At 65.1% G+C, this 19018-nt stretch carries 25 protein-coding genes; 17 read left to right on the top strand and 8 right to left on the bottom strand.

The genetic code is table 11. From position 1 onward, the window contains the following. Positions 1-8 precede the first annotated feature (8 nt). The 4 genes from J2S32_RS05100 to J2S32_RS05115 are packed head-to-tail and all read left to right on the top strand — an operon-like array spanning position 9 to position 2986. Positions 9-1121 carry an AI-2E family transporter gene (locus J2S32_RS05100; protein ID WP_253517349.1) on the top strand — a complete coding sequence of 371 codons (1113 nt, stop codon included), beginning with the start codon at positions 9-11 and terminating at the stop codon, positions 1119-1121. Next, entirely contained in the window at positions 1111-2349 is a 1239-nt protein-coding gene (locus J2S32_RS05105) for a DUF3089 domain-containing protein (protein ID WP_253517351.1), read from the top strand. The genes J2S32_RS05100 and J2S32_RS05105 overlap by 11 nt, the downstream gene beginning before the upstream one ends. Further along, entirely contained in the window at positions 2325-2813 is a 489-nt protein-coding gene (ruvX, locus tag J2S32_RS05110; protein WP_253517353.1) for a Holliday junction resolvase RuvX, read from the top strand. Before J2S32_RS05105 ends, ruvX begins: the two co-directional genes overlap by 25 nt. Next, on the top strand, positions 2813-2986 hold the full coding sequence (locus tag J2S32_RS05115; protein ID WP_253517357.1) for a hypothetical protein: 174 nt from the start codon (positions 2813-2815) through the stop codon (positions 2984-2986). The genes ruvX and J2S32_RS05115 overlap by 1 nt, the downstream gene beginning before the upstream one ends. Here the strand turns inward: J2S32_RS05115 and J2S32_RS05120 are convergent. The 3 genes from J2S32_RS05120 to J2S32_RS05130 are packed head-to-tail and all read right to left on the bottom strand — an operon-like array spanning position 2928 to position 4999. Next, on the bottom strand, positions 2928-3872 hold the full coding sequence (locus tag J2S32_RS05120) for a transposase (RefSeq protein ID WP_253517360.1): 945 nt from the start codon (positions 3870-3872) through the stop codon (positions 2928-2930). The genes J2S32_RS05115 and J2S32_RS05120 overlap by 59 nt on opposite strands. Then, positions 3860-4831, bottom strand: a complete 972-nt coding sequence (locus tag J2S32_RS05125; RefSeq protein ID WP_253517363.1) for a hypothetical protein — start codon at positions 4829-4831, stop codon at positions 3860-3862. The genes J2S32_RS05120 and J2S32_RS05125 overlap by 13 nt, the downstream gene beginning before the upstream one ends. 15 nt (positions 4832-4846) lie before the next feature. Continuing rightward, the gene (locus J2S32_RS05130) at positions 4847-4999 is read right to left on the bottom strand and encodes a hypothetical protein (protein ID WP_253517366.1); all 153 of its coding nucleotides are present in this window, start codon (positions 4997-4999) and stop codon (positions 4847-4849) included. 132 nt (positions 5000-5131) lie between these two features. Between J2S32_RS05130 and J2S32_RS05135 the strand changes: the two genes are divergently transcribed. Both J2S32_RS05135 and J2S32_RS05140 read left to right on the top strand, forming a co-directional pair. Further along, the gene (locus J2S32_RS05135; protein ID WP_253517369.1) at positions 5132-5578 is read left to right on the top strand and encodes a PaaI family thioesterase; all 447 of its coding nucleotides are present in this window, start codon (positions 5132-5134) and stop codon (positions 5576-5578) included. Between the two features lies 1 nt (position 5579). Continuing rightward, positions 5580-5993 carry a PaaI family thioesterase gene (locus J2S32_RS05140; protein ID WP_253517371.1) on the top strand — a complete coding sequence of 138 codons (414 nt, stop codon included), beginning with the start codon at positions 5580-5582 and terminating at the stop codon, positions 5991-5993. Here the strand turns inward: J2S32_RS05140 and J2S32_RS05145 are convergent. Together J2S32_RS05145 and cobS are read right to left on the bottom strand one after the other, a co-directional pair. Next, positions 5990-8188 carry a transglycosylase domain-containing protein gene (locus tag J2S32_RS05145; protein ID WP_253517386.1) on the bottom strand — a complete coding sequence of 733 codons (2199 nt, stop codon included), beginning with the start codon at positions 8186-8188 and terminating at the stop codon, positions 5990-5992. The genes J2S32_RS05140 and J2S32_RS05145 overlap by 4 nt on opposite strands. 49 nt (positions 8189-8237) lie before the next feature. Further along, a complete protein-coding gene (gene cobS, locus J2S32_RS05150; RefSeq protein ID WP_253517388.1) occupies positions 8238-9230 on the bottom strand; it encodes a cobaltochelatase subunit CobS in 993 nt (330 codons plus the stop codon). A 107-nt stretch (positions 9231-9337) separates the two neighbouring features. Between cobS and J2S32_RS05155 the strand changes: the two genes are divergently transcribed. Beyond that, positions 9338-10183 carry an oxygenase MpaB family protein gene (locus J2S32_RS05155; protein ID WP_253517390.1) on the top strand — a complete coding sequence of 282 codons (846 nt, stop codon included), beginning with the start codon at positions 9338-9340 and terminating at the stop codon, positions 10181-10183. Here J2S32_RS05155 and J2S32_RS05160 read toward each other — a convergent pair. Continuing rightward, positions 10180-10842, bottom strand: coding sequence for a winged helix-turn-helix transcriptional regulator (locus J2S32_RS05160; RefSeq protein WP_253517392.1), 663 nt, complete (start codon positions 10840-10842; stop codon positions 10180-10182). The two genes, J2S32_RS05155 and J2S32_RS05160, sit on opposite strands and share 4 nt — an antisense overlap. Positions 10843-10935: 93 nt before the next feature. Between J2S32_RS05160 and J2S32_RS05165 the strand changes: the two genes are divergently transcribed. Genes J2S32_RS05165 through J2S32_RS05190 form a run of 6 tightly spaced genes read left to right on the top strand, consistent with a single transcriptional unit; the run spans position 10936 to position 14350 of the window. Beyond that, positions 10936-11367 carry a VOC family protein gene (locus J2S32_RS05165; protein WP_253517394.1) on the top strand — a complete coding sequence of 144 codons (432 nt, stop codon included), beginning with the start codon at positions 10936-10938 and terminating at the stop codon, positions 11365-11367. A 23-nt stretch (positions 11368-11390) separates the two neighbouring features. Next, on the top strand, positions 11391-11762 hold the full coding sequence (locus tag J2S32_RS05170) for a DUF1428 domain-containing protein (protein WP_253517397.1): 372 nt from the start codon (positions 11391-11393) through the stop codon (positions 11760-11762). A 2-nt stretch (positions 11763-11764) separates the two neighbouring features. Beyond that, positions 11765-12535 (top strand): VOC family protein, encoded by a 771-nt coding sequence (locus J2S32_RS05175; protein ID WP_253517408.1) that lies wholly within the window; start codon positions 11765-11767, stop codon positions 12533-12535. A 13-nt stretch (positions 12536-12548) separates the two neighbouring features. Further along, entirely contained in the window at positions 12549-13193 is a 645-nt protein-coding gene (locus J2S32_RS05180; RefSeq protein ID WP_253517415.1) for a glutathione S-transferase family protein, read from the top strand. Then, positions 13186-13674, top strand: a complete 489-nt coding sequence (locus J2S32_RS05185; RefSeq protein ID WP_253517420.1) for a VOC family protein — start codon at positions 13186-13188, stop codon at positions 13672-13674. Before J2S32_RS05180 ends, J2S32_RS05185 begins: the two co-directional genes overlap by 8 nt. A gap of 1 nt (position 13675) precedes the next feature. Then, positions 13676-14350, top strand: coding sequence for a dihydrofolate reductase family protein (locus J2S32_RS05190; RefSeq protein ID WP_253517423.1), 675 nt, complete (start codon positions 13676-13678; stop codon positions 14348-14350). Positions 14351-14355: 5 nt separating this feature from the next. On the opposite strand, the gene J2S32_RS05195 is transcribed toward J2S32_RS05190, so the two are convergent. Further along, positions 14356-14949, bottom strand: coding sequence for a J domain-containing protein (locus tag J2S32_RS05195; RefSeq protein WP_253517436.1), 594 nt, complete (start codon positions 14947-14949; stop codon positions 14356-14358). Between the two features lie 60 nt (positions 14950-15009). Here J2S32_RS05195 and J2S32_RS05200 point away from each other — a divergent pair, with 60 nt between their 5' ends. The 4 genes from J2S32_RS05200 to J2S32_RS05215 are packed head-to-tail and all read left to right on the top strand — an operon-like array spanning position 15010 to position 17919. Next, positions 15010-15282 carry a BolA family protein gene (locus tag J2S32_RS05200; RefSeq protein WP_253517439.1) on the top strand — a complete coding sequence of 91 codons (273 nt, stop codon included), beginning with the start codon at positions 15010-15012 and terminating at the stop codon, positions 15280-15282. Between the two features lie 13 nt (positions 15283-15295). Continuing rightward, on the top strand, positions 15296-16186 hold the full coding sequence (locus tag J2S32_RS05205) for a pirin family protein (protein WP_253517442.1): 891 nt from the start codon (positions 15296-15298) through the stop codon (positions 16184-16186). A gap of 12 nt (positions 16187-16198) precedes the next feature. Continuing rightward, positions 16199-17014 (top strand): SDR family NAD(P)-dependent oxidoreductase, encoded by an 816-nt coding sequence (locus tag J2S32_RS05210; RefSeq protein ID WP_253522945.1) that lies wholly within the window; start codon positions 16199-16201, stop codon positions 17012-17014. A gap of 2 nt (positions 17015-17016) precedes the next feature. Beyond that, positions 17017-17919, top strand: a complete 903-nt coding sequence (locus J2S32_RS05215; RefSeq protein WP_253517444.1) for an alpha/beta fold hydrolase — start codon at positions 17017-17019, stop codon at positions 17917-17919. On the opposite strand, the gene J2S32_RS05220 is transcribed toward J2S32_RS05215, so the two are convergent. Next, a complete protein-coding gene (locus tag J2S32_RS05220) occupies positions 17920-19011 on the bottom strand; it encodes a DUF2332 domain-containing protein (RefSeq protein ID WP_253517447.1) in 1092 nt (363 codons plus the stop codon). Positions 19012-19018 lie beyond the last annotated feature (7 nt).

Genomic DNA, 19018 nt, shown 5'->3' on the forward strand with positions numbered 1-19018 from the left:
GGGCGCGCATGGCCGACGAAACGCAGGACATTCACGACCAGGACCTCGGCACCAGCCCTTCGCGGATCAACGATCCACGTATCCGTCACGAGGTCGCCCGTGCCATCGTATGGGTGGGCGTGGTCGGCGCAGTGGCGCTGGCGATCTGGATCGCCCGCCCTTTGCTGGTGATCTTCGGTGCCATGGTCTTCGCCTCGATGATCGATGGCGGCGCACGCCTGCTTGGCCGGGCGCTCAACATCGCGCGGGTCTGGCGCGTCTCGATCGTACTGTTCGTCACTGCCGCTTTCCTGCTGTGGCTGGCCTATTTCGCCGGGTCGACGATTTCGCAGGAAGCGGCGCAGTTTCCCGCGATCATCGAACGGCAGATTACCGAGCTGATCGACTGGGCTGGCCGGCAGGGTTTTCAGGTCGACCAATCACAGCTGCAGAACTATCTCGGCAATATCGGCAGCGGCATCAGCACCGTCACCAAGGCGCTGGGCGGCATTCTCGGCGGCGCGGCGACCATTGTCCTGATCCTCGTGATCGGCGTCTATGTCGCGATCGATCCGCAGCTCTACGAACGCGGGGTTGCATGGATGCTCCCACGCGAGCAGCGCGACCGCTTTTACGTCACCGCAGCGCGGATGGGCCAGACCATGCGCCGCCTGATGGCGGGGCGCCTGCTCGGCATGGTGGTGGAGGCAGTGTTCACCTATGTGATGCTCGCCTGGGTCGCCCCGCTGGTGGGGATCGGCGCGGTGCCGATGGCGGCGCTGCTCGCCATCCTGACCGGCCTACTGGCCTTCGTCCCTAATCTGGGCGCGCTGATCTCGGGCGCGCTGATGGTGCTGGTCGGCTTCTCGGGCGGGGCGGAAATGGGCATCTACACCATCGCGGTCTATTTCTTCGTCCAGAATTTCGACGGCTATGTCGTCATCCCGATGATTGCCAAGAAGACGGTCGACCTGGCGCCGGCGCTGGTGCTCGCGTTCCAGTTGATCATGGGCATATTGTTCGGGATACTCGGCCTGTTTCTGGCCGATCCGCTATTGGCGATGATTAAGGTCGCGCTCGAACGCCGGGCCGAACAGGCGAACGAGAACCAAACCAGAGAGGGTGCCAAAGATGGCGCGTAAGTTCCTGTACTTCATTGCGGTCTGCATCGTGCTGGTCATCATCGGCGGGATCGCGCTGACGATCTGGTCGCGTGAAGCGACCGAGATCGCCTTCGTCCCGCGTGGCGACTTCGTCGAGCAGGCGCCGCTCGACGCCAATGCCTACCAGGACCCAGAGATGTGGTATTCGCGCCCCGGCCTCGGCACCAGCGATCCGGCGCGCTATCAGCCTGCGGTCGCCGACGCCCAACCCGACCCGACTGGACGCGAACCCTCGCCCGACGCACCCGCTGCCGAACAGAGCCTCGACCGCGGCGACCCGCTTGCGACCACCACCTCGACCACGGGCGAAGCGGCAGACCCGCAGGCGCTACCCGAGTTCGCGGTCTTCTTCGTTCCGCCGACCAGCTATATCCAGGCCGGCGGCGACTGGAACGCGACGCTGGAAGATGCGACCACCAACAATCGCGCGCGCGTCTTCCTCAAGGGACTTGCCAGCCCGTTCAATCGCGCGGACGAATTATGGGCGCCCAAATACCGTCAGGCTGCGGCAGGGGCCTTCCTGACCAACCGGCCCGAAGCGCAGCAGGCGATCGACGCCGCCTATGCCGACGTCGCGCAAGCGTTCGACTATTTCCTCGACAGCGTGGACGAAGACAAGCCGATCGTGCTCGCCGGGCATAGCCAGGGCGCCGCGCATATCCTGCGCCTGCTGCAGGACAGGGTTGCAGGGACGCCGCTCGAAGCGCGGATTGCCGCAGTTTACGTGCCCGGCTGGCCGGTATCTGTCGAGCACGATCTGCCTTCGCTGCCCTTCCCCGCCTGCGCCTCGGCGGACCAGGCGCAATGCCTGCTCGCCTGGTCGGCCTTTTCCGACGATGGCGATGCCGACATGATCATGCGCCGCTACGAGGCCACCGTCGGCTATGACGGCGAGCCGCGTGGCACCGGGCCCATATTGTGCGTCAATCCGCTGACCGGCAGCGCAAATGGCGACGCCCCCGCCAGCGCCAATCTGGGCACGCTGGTCCCCGACGAAACCCTTTCGAAAGGCGAACTGGTCGCGGGCGCAATCCCGGCGCGCTGCGGCGCGAATGGCCTGCTCTATATCGGAGATCCGCCCGAGCTGGGCGAAGGCGTGCTGCCGGGCGGCAATTACCACGTTTACGATATCCCGCTGTTCTGGAAGAACTTGCAGGAAGACGTCATTGCACGGGTGAAGGCATGGACGGCAGCGCGGGCCTCGTAACCGACAACGCGCTGACCTATGGCGACGTGCTGGCGGAAGGCGGCGCATTGCTCGGGCTCGATCTGGGCACCAAGACCATCGGCGTCGCCACATGCGATGCCGGCTGGCGTTATGCCACCGCGGGCAAGACGATCACGCGCAGCAAGTTCACCAGGGATTGCGGCGCGCTGCGCACGATCGTCACCGAGCGGAAGATCGCCGGCGTGGTGATCGGCCTGCCGCGCAATATGGACGGAACCGAGGGCCCGCGCGCACAGGCCAGCCGCGCTTATGCGCGCAACCTTGCGCAGACGCTGCACTTACCCGTGCTGCTGTGGGACGAGCGCTGGTCGACCTCGAGCGCCGAGGCCGCGATGATCGGGCAGGACATGAGCCGCGCCAAACGCGCCACCAAGATCGACAGCCATGCCGCGGCAATCATCCTGCAGGGCGCGATAGACGCGCTGGCCGGCGGCGGGTTATAGTGCCAGCCGCGATGCGGCTGATCGACGCCCTCAGGCACCTCGTGACCGGCGAAGGTGCGGATCCCGACACCGGGTTGGGCCACCGCGAACGCGCATTGTCGCGGGCGTTGGCGATCATCGCTGCGATCTTCCTGCTCCTCGGCTTCGCGCTGTTCGCGATGCTCTACGGCTGAAGCCGGCGCGGCGGACCTGCGCCTCGCGTGCCAGCATGACATTCCCCGCCAGTTCGGCCTCGCGCCACAGGGCGTCGCGCTCCGCCGCGCTGCTGGCGAGGCCCGCACGCGCTTCGAAACAGGCCAGCCGCATTCGTCCGCTGGGATGGTGGCGTCCGAAGTCTTCGGCCAAATCGAGGGCGTCGGCATCGCCCAGCGCCACTGCGCAGCGCAGGAAGGTCTCGCTGGCCGACGGATTCAGCACCCCGCTCACTTCCGACCTCTCGAGGTCGAAGCCATATTGGTCGAACCAGTCCTGCCCCGCCCCGACGCGCATGATGTTGAGCGAAACGGAGGTTGCCTCGGGCGGGAGCTGCGCATGAACATCGACATGCGCGCGGTAGTGCATCAGCCGCCCCTCGTGCAGCGCGCTGCGTTCGATAAAGCGCAAAGCCACGCGTTCGCCCGTAAATCCAGCGATCGAGGGATAGTCGATTTCGCAATAGTCGCTGCGATACCCGGGTCCGAAATAACCCGCGGTGAGGAAATCGAAATTGTGGTCGTGCGGCACGCCATAGACAAAGCTGCCCGCGCCGCTGCTGCGGAAACAGCTTTCATCCTCGCTTGGCCAGATATTGGCGCGGAGGAAACAGCCGCCGACCATTGGGGACAGCACGATGACCTGCGGTCCGTAGGCGCTGTCCTCGAATGTATCGCGATACCGTTCGCGCAAATGGTCGATCAGAAGGTCGCCGAGAAAGGTGCGATTGTTGGCCAGCCGCGCGAGCGCGGCTGCCGCTTCCATGGTGCTGCTGTCGTCCTGCGGATCGAACCCGTCGGCAATCGCTTCCACGGTTTCAGCGAGGCTCGCCGATCGGTTTTCGTGGTTCGCGATTATGCGGGGCATGGAGCGGGCTCCCATCGAGCGAGCTGCGGATGGGCTTCCACCAGCCGGGCGCGCAATGCGCCCGCCTCGGGGGCCAGATCATCGGTCGGATCGGTTGCAATCCTGCCGAGCGCGGCAAATCCCGCCGCGCTGTCGAGCGCCAGGCACTCGCGCAAGGCCTGCCAGCGCAAGTGATCGCTGCCCGAACGGGTCAACGCCGCCAGGACGGGCGCGGCATCCTTGCGGCGCATCCGGCCAAGCAAGGCCATCATCATCTCGTCGCGGCTTTCATGCCGGTCTCCGCTCGCCCGATGCACCAGCCTGCCGGTGGCGAGGTCGTACTGGCGGGTCGGACGGGGCCGTGGGGCAATCCGGGTGAGGCGGAGAGTGAGAAGACGTCCGTGAACCCGGCGGACCATCCGTGATTTGGCCGCGCCGGCAAAGCTGAGCCGGTCGCCTGCCTCGATGGTGCGGCAGCTTCTGTCGATGACCGCATGATCGGATTGCTCTCCGCGGATTTCGAGCAGCGCGATATCGGCCGCGCCCGCCAGCACGATTTCGTCCCATTCGCTATCGGGGAATGTCGCCACCGTGCTGGCATCCTGCACCGCTTGATCATCATGGAGCGCCAGACCCAGCGCGGCGCGCCCCTTCGCCGCCAGTTGGAGAAAGTGGAACCCCGGGCGCGACTGGTGGCGAAATGCCAGCTGCGCCAGCGGACACGCGCGGTGCACTTCCACCAGCCTCCCGACGAGCGGCGCAATGACGCGCATCGCCGCGCCGCCATTGGCAAAGAGGCCCGTGAGCGCCGGACAATCATCCAGCCTTGCCCCCGAACCGTAGGCCTCGAGATCCCGCAGGACAGGCGCCAGGCCCGCGTCCTTGCGGCACTCTGCAACAATTTGGACAACCGCCTCGCTCATGGCGCGCTGCGCGGCAGTGTCGCCACGCAGCGCGCCGATTTGCGGATCGATATGCATCTCGTCGTCAACCGGTCAGAGCAGCATTTCGACCAGCATGTGGTCGTAAACATAGACCATGATCGCCACGATGGTGTCGTCCGGTCCAGCGGACGAGAAGCTGCCGAACAGCCCGGTCGCTGCATCCAGGTCGGGCAGACTGCCCAGTTCGATCTCGGGAAATTTCATGTGGTTCTCCTACATTCGGGCGAACCCCGACCCCGTGTCCCCGTCCGCCACTGGCGAGACTGGCGAAGCACGCGGCCCGCTTGAAATTAAAACATTGTAAGCGCGTGAACTGCGCGGCTATCGCGGCAGGCGATGAGCGAGCAGCCGCGAAAATTCGATCCGTCCAAGGCGACGTCCTTCTTCGCGGGACGCGGCCATCCGGGCTGGCTGGGGCTGAACTATTCGGACCATGGCGACGACTGGGTCGAGCTCGAACTGCCATGGCGCGAGGACCTGCTGGGTGAAGAAGGCCAGCGCGTGCTCGCTTCGGGACCGATCCTCAGCCTGATGGACATGGCGAGCGGCATGGCGATCTGGCGCGCGATGGACGAATTTTCCGCCATCGCCACGCTCGACCTGCGCGTCGATTACGTGCGCCCCGCGCGCGAGGGGGCGAGCGTATTCGGGCGGGCGCAATGCTATCGCCTCACGCGCAGCGCGGCGTTCGTCCGGGGCCTCGCGCATGATGGCGATGCCGGTGATCCGGTGGCGCATATCCAGGCGGTCTTCATGAAAATCGCGTCGACGGCGAGGCTCTGACATGGCGGATATCCCCGAAATCGAGGCGCTGACGCCCTACGCCCGTTCGCTCGGCATTACGCTCGACAGCTGGGAGGATGGCACGCCAATTCTGTCGGTGCCATTCGACGAAATAGTCGAGGGACGCCCCGATCATTACCATGGCGGCGCGACCGGCGGCCTGCTCGAAACCGCGGGCTATGCCGTCTTGCGCGCCGAGCTGGCACGGCAGGACCGTGCCGCCATGCTCAAGCCGATCAACATCACCGTGCAATATCTCGCGGCGGGCAAGAGCCGCACCAGCTATGCCATGGGGCGGATCACCAAGCTCGGGCGGCGCAGCGCGAACATCACCGTCGAAGCGTGGCAGGACGATCGCAGCCGCCCGATCGCGACTGCCGTAATGAATGTCCTGATGGCCGAACCGACCGGCTAGTTACCCGCGTCCTCAGTCTCACGCAGCCGTTCGTCACGGCGGTTGCGGATCGCCTCGAAGCGGCGCTCGTCCGCGCGGCGGCGGGCTTCCTCGATCGCTTGTTCGTCCACGGCGAGGCCATCCTCGCCGATAGTAATGTCGACCGGGATGCCGTCGATCTCGGTCGAGAATACCGCCTCGCCATCGCGGATGCGCAGGCGCGAATTGCCATCGCCCAGCGGGATGTCATCGAGGCCGGGGACGTCGAGCGGCTCGATCGGCGTGCCGGGATCGTTTTGTTCGCGCGGCGCGGGCTGGCTCGGCGCAGCCTTCACGTTCATCGCCCCGTTCATGAAATCGCGCCAGATCTTCGCGGGCAGCCCCCCGCCGCTGATCCCGCCTGCGAGCGGCGAATTGTCGTCGTTCCCGATCCATACGCCGACCACCAGATCGCCCGCATAGCCGACGAACAGCGCATCGCGATTGTCCTGGCTGGTCCCGGTCTTGCCGAAGTTCGGCCCGCGCAGCATCGCCGCGCGCCCGGTGCCGTCATTGATGGCGGCGCGCAGCATCCCCTGGATATCGTCATGTGTCCGGCCGGATAGCGAACCGGGCCCGTCCCATAGCGTCTCCCACCAGCCCTTCTCTTCGCGCGCGAAGGCATGCGGTTCGACCGGGAAGGCATTGGCGGCAATGCCTGCATAAGCGGCGGTCAGTTCGATCAGCGTCATGCTGGTGGACCCCAGCGCGACGCTCGGATCGCCCTCGACGAAAGAGGCGCGGATGCCGAAGTCGCGCGCGGTCTGGATCACCTTCTCCGAACCCACTTCGTTGAACAGCCGCAGCGTCGCGACATTGCTCGACCGGGCAAGTGCATCGCGCAGCGTGATCGTGTCCGAATACCGCTCATTGGCATTGCGCGGGCGGTAGCTGCCCTCGGTGATCTCGGTATTCGCGATCTCGTCGTCGGGCGACCAGCCATCGCGCAGCGCCGCCAGATAGACGAAGGTCTTGATGGTCGATCCCGGCTGGCGCTTGGCCTGCGTGGCGCGGTTGAAGGGCGATTTCGCATAGTCCTTGCCGCCGATCATCGCCACGACCTCGCCATTGCGGCGCATCGCGACAAGCGCGACCTGCGCCCCGCCCAGCGGCGCGCGCTGCGTCACCTGCCGCGCGATATTCTGCAGGCGGCTGTCGAGCGTGGTGGTCAGCGTCTGGCGTTCATAGCCCTGCTCGGTCAGTTCGCGCGCGCCGGGCAGCGCCCAGTCGGCGAAATAGGTCCCCGTGGGCAGATCGTTGCGCGTGCGCACATCGAGCGCGGGCGGCTTCATCGCGCGCGCTTCGGCCTCGGTGATATAGCCCGCATCGACCATCGATTGCACCACGATCCGCATGCGCCGCTCCGCACGGTCGTAATGCCGGGTCGGGGCATAGGCGCTCGGCGCCTGCAACAACCCCGCGAGCATCGCCGCCTGGTTGGGTTTCAGGTTCTCCGGCTTGCGGTAGAAATAGTGCAGGCTCGCCGCGCGCAGCCCGTAAACATTGTCACCGAAATAGGCGTTGGAGAGATAGCGGCTGAGGATGTCGTCCTTGGTCAGCCAGCTTTCCAGCCAGAAAGCGATCAGCGCCTCGCGCGCCTTGCGCGTCAGCGTGCGTTCGGGGGTCAGGAAGGTGAACTTTGCCAGCTGCTGGGTGATCGTGCTGCCCCCGCCGGTACCGGTGAAGGCCGCCCGGGCAATCCCGCGCGGGTCGATCCCCCAATGCGAATAGAACCGGCGATCCTCGGTCGCGAGGAACGCCGCGATCACATGCGGAGGCAGGTCCGCGACCGCGACCGGTTCGTCGGTTATCGCCCCATTGCGTGCGATCGGCGTGCCATCGGCGGCAAGCAGCGTGATCTGCGGGGCGGCTATCGGTTCGAGCGATTTCGAAAGCGGCGCGGTTATCGCCAGCCATGCGACCAGTACGATGAACAGGCCGATTATCGCCGCGAGTATGCGCCCCAGCCACCAGCGCTTGCGGCGGCCGCGCCAGTAATCGCGTTGCCACCAGCGCAGGCGTTTTTTCTCTTCCGCTTCGAGCGCGCTGTCGAGGCGGTCGAGCCGGCTGTCCCAATCGTCGTAATCGAGCGCATCGTGGGTGGCGTAATAGCCGCTATGCGACGGAAGTTCCGCGTGCGGCTGCGGCCTGCGCCGGAAGAGGTTGAATACGCCCATCGCCTACTGTGTTAACTGAACAATACAGGCAGGGATAGGGGGTCTCGCCTTAACTCTTGCCAACCACGCTCTCGGGCAGGTCGTCGCCAAACACGCGCTGGTAGTATTCGGCCACCAGCATGCGCTCTTCCTCGTCGCATTTGTTGAGGAAGGACAGGCGGAAGGAGAAGCCGACATCCTTGAAGATGGCGTAATTCTGCGCCCAGGTGATGACCGTCCGCGGGCTCATCACGGTACTGATATCGCCATTGATGAAGCCCTGCCGCGACAAATCGGCGACCTTGATCATGTCGGCAAGGATCTTGGGATCGATATCGGGGTTCTTGGCCTCGACGATTCTCTGCTCGGTTTCAGCGGGCAGGTAGTTGAGGCCGACGACGATGTTCCAGCGGTCCATCTGGCCCTGGTTGATCTGCTGCGTGCCGTGATAGAGGCCCGAGGTATCGCCCAGCCCGACCGTGTTGGCGGTGGCGAACAGGCGAAAGCCCGGATCGGGGCGGATGACGCGGTTCTGGTCGAGCAGCGTCAGCTTGCCCTGCTGTTCGAGCACGCGCTGGATCACGAACATCACGTCTGGGCGGCCCGCGTCATATTCGTCGAACACCAGCGCCACCGGGTGCTGCAGCGCCCACGGCAGCAAGCCTTCGCGAAATTCGGTGACCTGCAATCCGTCGCGCAGGACGATGGCGTCGCGCCCGACAAGGTCGATCCTGCTGATATGCGCATCGAGGTTGATACGGATGCACGGCCAATTGAGCCGCGCGGCGACCTGTTCGATATGCGTCGATTTGCCCGTGCCGTGATAGCCCTGCACCATCACGCGGCGATCGTGCGCGAAGCCTGCCAGGATCGCCAGCGTCGTGTCCGGGTCGAACACGTAGGATTCGTCGAGGTCGGGCGTGCGCTCGTCCGGCTTGGAGAAGGCGGGCACCTGCCAGTCGATATCGATCCCGAAGGTTTCGCGCACGTCGACAGTGGTGTCGGGCGCGGGGAGGACGGTCTTGGCGGAAGCGTCGAAGCTCTTGTCGGTCATATCGTTCATCGCGTGTGGCGGGGTAGCGGGATGGATAGGTAGCTGCAAGCAACGAAATTGCACCCCGGCCCAAGCATCCCTCGACTCCCCTTGCAAGCGGTCGCATAGTCGCGCCGATGCCGCCGATCCCCTTGTCCGAACGCCTGCGCCTCAAGCTCGTCGAGCAGGTGCGCGGCGTGTTCAACGACGTGGAGAGCGGGCAGCAGCCGGTCCCGCCGTCGGACGAGGCACTGTTCGCCAGGGACACGCCGATCCGGATGGTCCATGCCGATATCGTGGCAATGATGGTCGGCGGGATCCGCGGCCTGCTGCTGCAGATGCTGCATCCGCATGCGCTCCAAGGCGTGCTCGACCATTCGAACTTCCGCAGCGACATGCACGGACGGCTGCGGCGGACCGCACGGTTCATCGCGGTGACGACCTTCGGCCACCGGGACGATGCACAGGCGGCGATCGACCGCGTCAACCGCATCCACGCTGCGGTCGGCGGGACATTGCCCGACGGATCGCCCTATTCCGCCAGCGATCCGCGCGTACTGGCGTGGGTGCATGTGGCCGAAGCGACCAGCTTCCTCGCCGCCTATCTGCGCCATGTGCGGCCCGACATGCCGGGCGACGAACAGGACGAATACTATCGCCAGTTCGCGGTTATCGCACTGGCGCTGGGTGCCGACCCGGTGCCGACGAACCGCGCCGAAGCCGAAGCGATCTTTCGCGAATTGCGCAGCGACCTGGCCGCATCGCCCGCCGCGCGCGAGGTCGCCGATCTCCTGCTCAGTCAGCGCCCCAAGGGCGCCCCGCCCGCGGTCCAGACGCTGCTCGGCGCCGAAGCGGTGGCGCTGCTGCCACCGTTCGCGCGCTCGATGCTCGGTCTCGAACGACCCGGGCTGGCGGCGATCCCCGCGCGTGCGGCGACCTGGGGCATGGGCAAGACGCTGCGCTGGGCGTTTCGCCAGACCTAGGCGATCGGCGCGGGCAATTCGAAGATATCGGCATAGGCGAGCGCCAGATCGCGGTCCCCCTCGATAACCAGTCCGGCATCGCGCTCTAGCTCGTCGGCTCCTACCCCGCCATAGAGCAAGCCCGCCAAAACGGGGGCGCCGGGCGCGCGGAACACCGCCTGGGCAATACCCGGATCGGCGCGCTCGATCGGCAGTCGGCCATCAGCCATGCGCGCGACGAAGGTTTCGCCCCCGATGTCGAAGCCGATCGTCGCCTGCATGCCCGCGGCCTTGGCGGGATCGAACATCGTGCGCATCGACAGCATCAGCGATACCGGCGAAAGCGGCAGCGTGGGATCGTGCCGTGACGACATCGCCGCCCAGCGCCCCAGCTCCTGCACCAGCGGTTCGGCGCGATAACCCCATTCGGTCAGTTCATAGACCTGCGCCGATACCGGCGGCGGCAGCTTGCGCCGGTTCAGCACGCCTGCTTCCTCCAGCCCTGCCAGCCGTTCGGTCAGTACCTTCGCGGAAATGCCCGGCAGCCTGGCGCGCAGGTCGGAAAACCGCCGGGCACCGAACATGAGTTCCCTGACAACGAGCAGCGCCCAGCGTTCACCCACCAGCTCCATCGCAAACGCCGTTCCGCAAGCGTCGTCGTACCATTTTCCGTGACCCATAGTTTCTTTTTGTAACTTCATAGTTGCTTTTAGTAACTCATCAACGCATCACACTCAAGGTCCGAGTCGGTCGGGCCCTTTAGGGAGAGCGTCATGAGCAAGTTGATATTCGTAAACCTGCCGGTCACGGACTTGGCACGATCCACGGCGTTTTACGAGGCGGTCGGTTTCACCAAGAACCCCAAGTTCAGCAATGAGCAGGCTTCGTGCATGGTGTGGTCGGACACAATTCACTTCATGCTGCTGAGGCATGATTTCTGGAAGACCTTCACCGACAAGCAGATTGTCGATGCGCCCAAAGCGGCGCAGGTCCTGCTGTGCCTGATTCGCGACAGCAGGGACGAGGTCGATGCCATGGTCGCGCAGGCCGGGGCCGCCGGTGGTCGGCTCGACCCAACGCCGGTGCAGGAAATGGGCTTCATGTACGGGCGCAGCTTCGAAGATCCCGACGGCCATATCTTCGAGATCAGCTGGATGGACCCGCAGATGGCCGCCGAAGGTCCGCCCGCCGAAGCGATGGCCTGACACCAGACTGGAGGAACGAACAGATGTATATCGACGGATTTGTGATGGCGGTCCCCACCACCAACAAGGACAAGTTCACTGCGCATGCCGAAATGGCGGACAGTGTTTTCATCGACTTAGGCGCGAAACGCGTGATCGAATGCTGGGGCGATGACGTGCCTGACGGCGAAACCACCGACTTCCGCAAGGCAGTGAAGGCCAAGGATGACGAGGCCGTGGTGTTCTCCTGGATCGAATGGCCGGACAAGCAGACCCGCGATGCCGCCATGGCGAAGATGATGTCCGAGGACTTCTCCGATGAGCGGATGGATCAGGAGAAGAACCCAATGCCGTTCGACGGCAAGCGGTTGATCTTCGGCGGGTTCGCCCCCGTCGCCGAACTCAAGGGAGCATGACCATGACCAACGCCCAGGGCGATTTCGTGTGGTACGAGCTGATGACCACGGATGCTGATGCGGCGCAGGCGTTCTACGAACCGCTGATCGGCTGGACCTTCACCGATAGCGGCACGCCGGATGTCGATTACCGGATCGGCAGCATGGCGGGCACCGAAGTGGTCGGCATGATGCAATTGAGCGAGGAGATGTTGCAGGGCGGCGCGCGCCCGGCGTGGATCGGCTATATCGCGGTCGACGATATCGGCGCTTCGATTGCCGCGCTGAAGGACAGGGGCGGCCAGCTGTTCATGGGACCCAACCACCTCGACGGCGTGGGCCATATGGCAATGGTCGCCGATCCGCAGGGTGCCCCCTTCTACCTGATGCAGCCCGAAGGCGAAGGCAGCGAATCCTTCGCCAAGCACGAACCCCGCGACGGGCATTGCGCCTGGAACGAACTGGTCACCGAAGACCCGGACGCAGCGGGCGTGTTCTATTCCGCGCTGTTCGGCTGGCAGAAGGGCGAGGCGATGGAGATGGGCGAATTGGGCCTCTACCAGATTTACAACCATGCCGATTACGGGCTTGGCGCAATGATGGCGCGGCCTGAACAGATGCCGGTGTCGCTGTGGTGCTACTATTTCCGCGTCCCCGAAATCGGCGCGGCGAAGGCTTATTTCGAGACAAACGGCGGGCAGGTCGTCAACGGGCCGATGGAAATTCCGGGCGGCGAATTTGCGCTCCAGGCGGTCGATCCGCAGGGTGCGATGGTCTCGCTGATCGGCAAGTAGGGAAGCTGGGAAAATGGCGGATTATACATTCTACACCAATCCGATGAGCCGCGGGCAGATCGTCCGCTGGGCACTGCACGAAGCGGGTGCGGATTACGAACAGCAGATCGTCGAATACGGCCCGACGGAGGGCAAGCCCGCAGCGTTCATTGCGGCCAACCCGATGGGCAAGGTGCCCACTCTGGTCCACCATCACCGCGATCACGATCATGTCGTGACCGAGGCTGCCGCGATTTGCCACTACCTTGCAGAAATGCACCCCGATACCGGCCTACTTCCCGAAGCACATGAAAAAGCGCGATATTTCCGCTATCTGTTCTTTGCCGCCGGGCCGGTAGAGCAAGCCATCATCGCCAATTCGATGGGCTGGGCGATCGATCCGCAAAAGGAAGGCTCGCTGGGCTTTGGCAGCTACGAACGCATGGTCGACGCCTTCGAAACCATGCTGACCGGGCGCGATTACGTGTGCGGCGATCGTTTCACGATGGCCGACGTCTATGTCGGCAGCCAGGTCGACTGGGGCCTTGCGTTTGGCACCCTGCCGCAGCGCGATGCCTTCGCCGCCTATGCCGAACGGTTGCGCACGCGCGAGGCGTACATGGCCGCAAAGGCAATCGACAACGACCTGATCGCACAGCGGGAGGCCGCCGATGCCTGAGGCACGCAAGGCGAGTGTATTTCTGTGGTTCGACAGCGAGGCGGAGGACGCGGCGCGGTTTTATGCCGAAACATTCCCCGACAGCCGAATCGACAATCTCGTGCGCCCCGTAAACGACGTGCCCGGCACCAAGGCCGGCGAGGTCCAGATCGTCGAGATGACCTTGCTCGGCATACCGTACGCGCTGCTCAATGCGGGGCCGCACCCCGTCCCCAACGATGCCTACTCGCTGCAGGTCTATACCGAGGACCAGGCAGAGACCAACCGCTACTGGGATGCGATTGTCGGCAATGGCGGCGAGGAAATCATGTGCGGCTGGTGCAAGGACAAATGGGGCTATCGCTGGCAGATCACGCCCCGCGCCTTGATGGCGTCGCTGACCGATCCCGATCCCGCGGCGTCGAAGCGCGCACAGGAAGCGATGCTGACGATGAAGAAGATCGACATCGCCGCGATCGAAGCCGCCAAACGCGGAGACTGATATGGCACGCAAGATTACCGGTTCGCTATTCGTTTCCCTCGATGGAGTGATCCAGGCACCCGGCGGGCCAACCGAAGACCCCACCAACGGGTTCGACCAAGGTGGTTGGCTGTTCAAGCTTCCGGACGACGGCGTGAACCAGACCTTGGGCGAGTTGTTCGGCGGCGCATACGATCTGCTGCTTGGCCGCCGGACCTACGATATCTTTGCCGCCTATTGGCCGTATATCGAAGGGCCCGAGGCAGCGCTGGGCAAGGCATTTTCCCACGCCAACAAATATGTGCTCACCGGTAGCAACGCCCCGCTGCCGTGGGAGAACAGCCGCCGCCTGACGGATTGGGAGGAGGTGGCCAAGCTAAAGGAGAGCGAGGGCCCGGACCTGATCGTGCAAGGTTCGGGATCGATCTACCCCGGCCTGCTGGGCGCCGGTTTGCTCGATCGACTGATCCTCATAACCTATCCGGTAATCCTGGGCCGCGGCAAACGCTGGTTCGGGGCGGAAACGCCGGCTCGCAAGCTGGGCATGACCGACCACTACGTCACCGACAAGGGGACAATCATTGCCAGCTATGCCCCGGACGGCGATTTGCCGGCATACCCTGCCGACGCGCTCACACCGAGCACCAGCGACCGCGAAGCGGAACGGCAAGCGCGGATTGCCAATGGCACCTGGTAGGCGGGTCAGGCGATCGCGCGTGATTTGCGCAGCATCTGATAGGCTTCGACTACGCGGTTGAGCCGCGTTTCGTGCTGGCGGTCGCCGCCGTTGCGGTCGGGGTGGTAACGGCGCACGAGTTCGGAATAGCGGCGGCGCAGGCCGCGCCGGTCGACGTCGAGCCCCAGCCCCATGGTTTCGAGCGCCTCGGCTTCCTCGCGGCTGAAGCGGCCGTCCATCGCCATTTCGGCTTCGCGGCGCGCGCGGCTCTTGATCCCGCTGGCGCGCGCGGAGATTGCATCGAGCGGATCGGTGAAATCGGCCCAGCGCGGCATGCCGTCCACCCCGGCGGTGGGGCGAAAGCTCGGGCTTTCGGTGCGCCAGCCCGCGCCCGGCGCCTGCGCGGCGAAGATTTCCTCGGCGCTCATGCCTTCGAACCAGTCATAGCCCGCATTGAATTCGCGCACATGGTCGAGACACAGCCAGCGCCATTCGGCGGGCCCGTCGAAACCGTGGCCCTGCCCGCTGGGCGCGCGAAATTCGCCCGGCTCGTCGCAGGTGGGATGGGCGCAGACCCGGCCCGAGCCTGCATGTTGTCCGTGAAACTTTGTCTGGCGCATTCGTTCTAGGATGGGGAGCGAAGTGCGCTAAGGAAACCCCCAAAGAGGAGATTCGAACCCGTGTCAGGACCCGTCCAGCAGGAAATGGAACGCCTTTTGAGCCAGGCATTCAGCCCGACCCGGCTCGAAGTGATCAATGACAGCGCCAAGCATGCCGGCCATTCGGGCGACGACGGCAGCGGCGAATCGCATTTCACCGTGGTGATCGAAGCCGCCGCCTTTGCCGACCAGAGCCGCCTCGAACGCCAGCGGATGGTGAACCGCGCGCTTGGCGACATCCCCGGCGAGCGTGTCCATGCGCTGGCCATCCAGGCTTCGGCCCCGACCAGCTAGGAGGTTCGCGAAGATGAGCCAGATCGACCAGGTCCTTGTCCCGACTACGCACGATCTCGGCCAGTTTACGGTCCACCGCGTGCTGCCCGCGCGCCAGCGCAGCATGGTCGGGCCATTCATCTTCGTCGACCAGTTCGGTCCCGCACAGCTCGATCTTGGCGCGGGCATGGATGTCCGCCCGCACCCGCACATCAATCTCGCCACGGTGACCTGGCTGTTCGAAGGCGCGATCGACCACCGCGACAGCCTCGGCACGTTTTCGACCATCCGCCCCGGACAGGTCAATCTGATGACCGCCGGGCGCGGCATCGTCCATTCGGAACGCTCGCCCGATGCGGAACGCAGGGGCGGACCCAAGCTGTACGGTATGCAGACCTGGCTGGCGCTGCCCGACGGGCGCGAGGAAATCGATCCTGCCTTCGAAGCGATTACCGACCTGCCGGTGATCGAAGACGGGCGCGCCACGGCGATCGTCATCATGGGCGAACTGTGGGGCGAACGCGCGCCGACGACGACTCACGCAGCAACGATCTATGCCGAGATCGTGTTGGGCGCGGGCGGCGCGATCCCGCTCGAAGACGATGCCGACGAACGCGCGGTCATGCTGGTCGGCGGCGACGCGAGCGTCGATGGCCATGCGCTGAAGGAATTCGAGCTCGCCGTGCTCCAGCCGGGGCGGGACATGACGCTGGCGAGCACAGGCGGTGCACGAGTGATGCTGATGGGCGGCGAGGCGTTCACCACCCCGCGCCATGCGTGGTGGAATTTTGTCAGTTCGAGCCGCGAGCGTATCGAGCAGGCGAAGCAGGATTGGCGCCAGGACCGCTTTCCCAAAGTCCCGGGAGACGAGGATGAGCGCATCCCGCTGCCCGAGGGCGCGCCGAAGACCGTAACCTATCCTTGAGGGGGGAGAATGATGAGTTTCGAAGGTAAGACCGCCTGGATCACGGGCGCGAGCAGCGGCATTGGCGCCGCGCTCGCGCGTGAATGGGCAGCACGCGGCGCGCGTATCATCCTGTCGGGCCGAGACGCGGCGCGGCTGACGCAGGTCGCCGGCGGTATCGACGGCGAAACGCTGATCCTGCCCTTCGACGTGCGCGACGAGGCCGCGATGAAAGCGGCAACGCAGCAGGCAATCGACTGGCACGGCGGGGTGGACATCTTCGTCGCCAATGCGGGTATTTCGCAGCGCAGTGCGGCGGTCGATACCGACATGGCGGTATACCGCGAGATCATCGACATCGACCTCACCGCGCAGATCGCCGCGACACAGGCGCTGCTGCCCCATCTCGTCGCGCGGCAGAGCGGCACGCTCTTGTTCATCAGTTCGATCGCCGGCAAGGTCGGCGTGCCGATGCGCACCGCCTATTGCGCGGCCAAGTTCGGGCTCATCGGTTATGCCGACGCGCTTCGGGCTGAACTGTCGCAGCAGGGTGTTTCGGTGCATGTCGTGTGCCCCGGGTCGGTCGCCACCGATGTCAGCCGCAATGCGCTGACCGCCAATGGCAGCAAGCGCGGACGCAGCGACAAGGTGATCGACAACGGCATTGCCCCGAATGAGGCCGCCAAACGGATCGTCGACGCGGTGGAGGCCAACCAGCGCGAGATCATCGTCGCCGAAGGCGTGGAAGAGGCGATGGGCGAACTGCGCCGGACACCCGATCAATTGCTCGACCAGGTCGCGGGCACGGTCGCGGCCGGATATATGGACAAGATGAAGGCAGACAATTGAGCATGCCGCTGCAGCAGAAGCGCGTGGTGCTGGCGAACGGCATCGAGCTCGACGTGGTGGACGAAGGCCCGCGCGATGCGCCCGTGCTGATCTTCCTGCACGGCTTTCCCGAAAGCCATCGTACCTGGCGCAACCAGATCCCGCATTTCTCCGACCGCTTTCGCTGCATCGCGCCCGACCAGCGCGGCTATCGCGGGTCGTCCAAGCCGCAGGAGGTCGAGGCCTATACGCCCGACAAGCTGGTGGGCGATGTGTTCCTGCTCGCCGATGCGCTGGGGGTCGAGACTTTCACCATCGTCGGTCACGATTGGGGCGGCGCGATCGCGTGGGGCGTGGCCTATGGCGGCATGGCAAACGGCCGCGTCACGCGCGCGATCATTGCCAATGCACCGCATCCGGTGCTGTTTCCCAAGCTGCTCTACACCAATCGCCAGCAGCGCGAGGCGAGCCAGTATTTTACCGAGTTCCGCGACCCGGCAAATGATGCGCTGGTGCGCGAACATGGCCTTGCCCCGCTGCTGATGAAGGCCTTCGAAGGCCAGGTCATGAGCAGGATCGAGGAAGATGAAGCCGCAGCAATGCTGAAGGACTGGTCCGATCCCGATGCCGCGTTCGGAATGCTGAACTATTACCGCGCCAGCCCGATGGAGGTGTTGCCGCTCGATGCGCCCTACGACCTTCCCGAGGATTACCAGCCCTACCCGCTGCCGAAACTTACGCTGCCGACTCTTGTGATCTGGGCGATGGCCGACGAGGCCCTGCCGCCGGCAAATCTCGAGGGGCTGGACGAAGTGATTGCGGACCCGGAAGTCGTGCAAGTCCCCGACTGTGGACATTTCGTTCAGTGGGAAGCACCCACCGCCTTCAACGCAGCGGTCGACGCGTTTCTCGAACGCACCGCCTGATCAGCCGGCCCATTCGATCCAAGCGCCGTGCGGATGCGCGGTGGCAAGCTGCTGCCAGCTGTCCCCGCCCGGCCAGTAGCGCACCGTCAATTCGTGTTGGTGGGTGTCGCGGTTGGCCTCGAGACTTACCCAGGCAAGCGGCGTGGTTTCGCCCGCGCGCTTGCCGGCCGCTTCCATCAGGGCGACGATCCGCTCGCGCTCACCCGCGGGGATATATTGCCAGACCACCGAATGCATCAGCACCCGCGTGGTCCCTTCGGGCTGCGGCTCGCCAAGCCGGGCCTCGAGAAAATCGGCCGCATTCATCCGCGCGATCTCGGGCGGGAAAGTGTTCGCGGCTTCGACCGCGGCGTCCATGCGCGCGAAACGCTCGGTAAACTCGGGCCAGATGTAGGCTTTCAGGCGCAAGGCTTGCGCCTGATCGGTGAGGTCCACGGGGGCGACATCGCACCCTCGCGCGCCGACGATATCGAAGCTGCGCGCAGGCGGCGCCTCCCCGCGCCATTCGGGCACAAGTTTCATGCGCGAGGTCTTCGGCCCCACCGCCACCCCGCCCAATTCGTAGCGATAGCGCCGCATCATCAGGTTGATCCCTGCGCTCGATCCAATCTCGAGCAGGTCTAGATCGGCGGGCAGACCGCGATCCACCAGCCACAGGAAAGCCGCGGCGAAATTGGCCGACCGCCCCGCCTCATTGGTCTGCGGCGGTCCGTCGAGCCAGGGCATGAGATAGGGTTCGTGCCGCTCGATCGCATCGGCGATCAGTTCGGCGGCATGGGTGGGGCCCAGCCCTTCGTAGATCGGGGCCAGCGCGGGTTCTTCCCCCCCAAGGTGCAGCGCATGCAGCCCGCCCGCGATACGCAAGGGCAAGGCATCGGCCAGCGCCGGTCCGGCCCAGCGCCGCACCCGGCGCATCACCGCCCCGCCGCGTTCGGTGTCGAGCAATTGGTACAACGCCTCGCAGACCAGCGCGGTAATCGGCGCCCCGCTGTCGCGGCAATAGGCGACCTGGTTTTCGAACGCCCGCGCCACTGCCTCGGGGCCGATGGCCCCCGGTTCGGTTACGCGATACTGAGCCTTGTCGATCGCCATTGCCCTT

It is taken from the genome of Qipengyuania citrea, from assembly GCF_024171405.1.
Taxonomy (GTDB): Bacteria; Pseudomonadota; Alphaproteobacteria; order Sphingomonadales; family Sphingomonadaceae; genus Qipengyuania; species Qipengyuania profunda.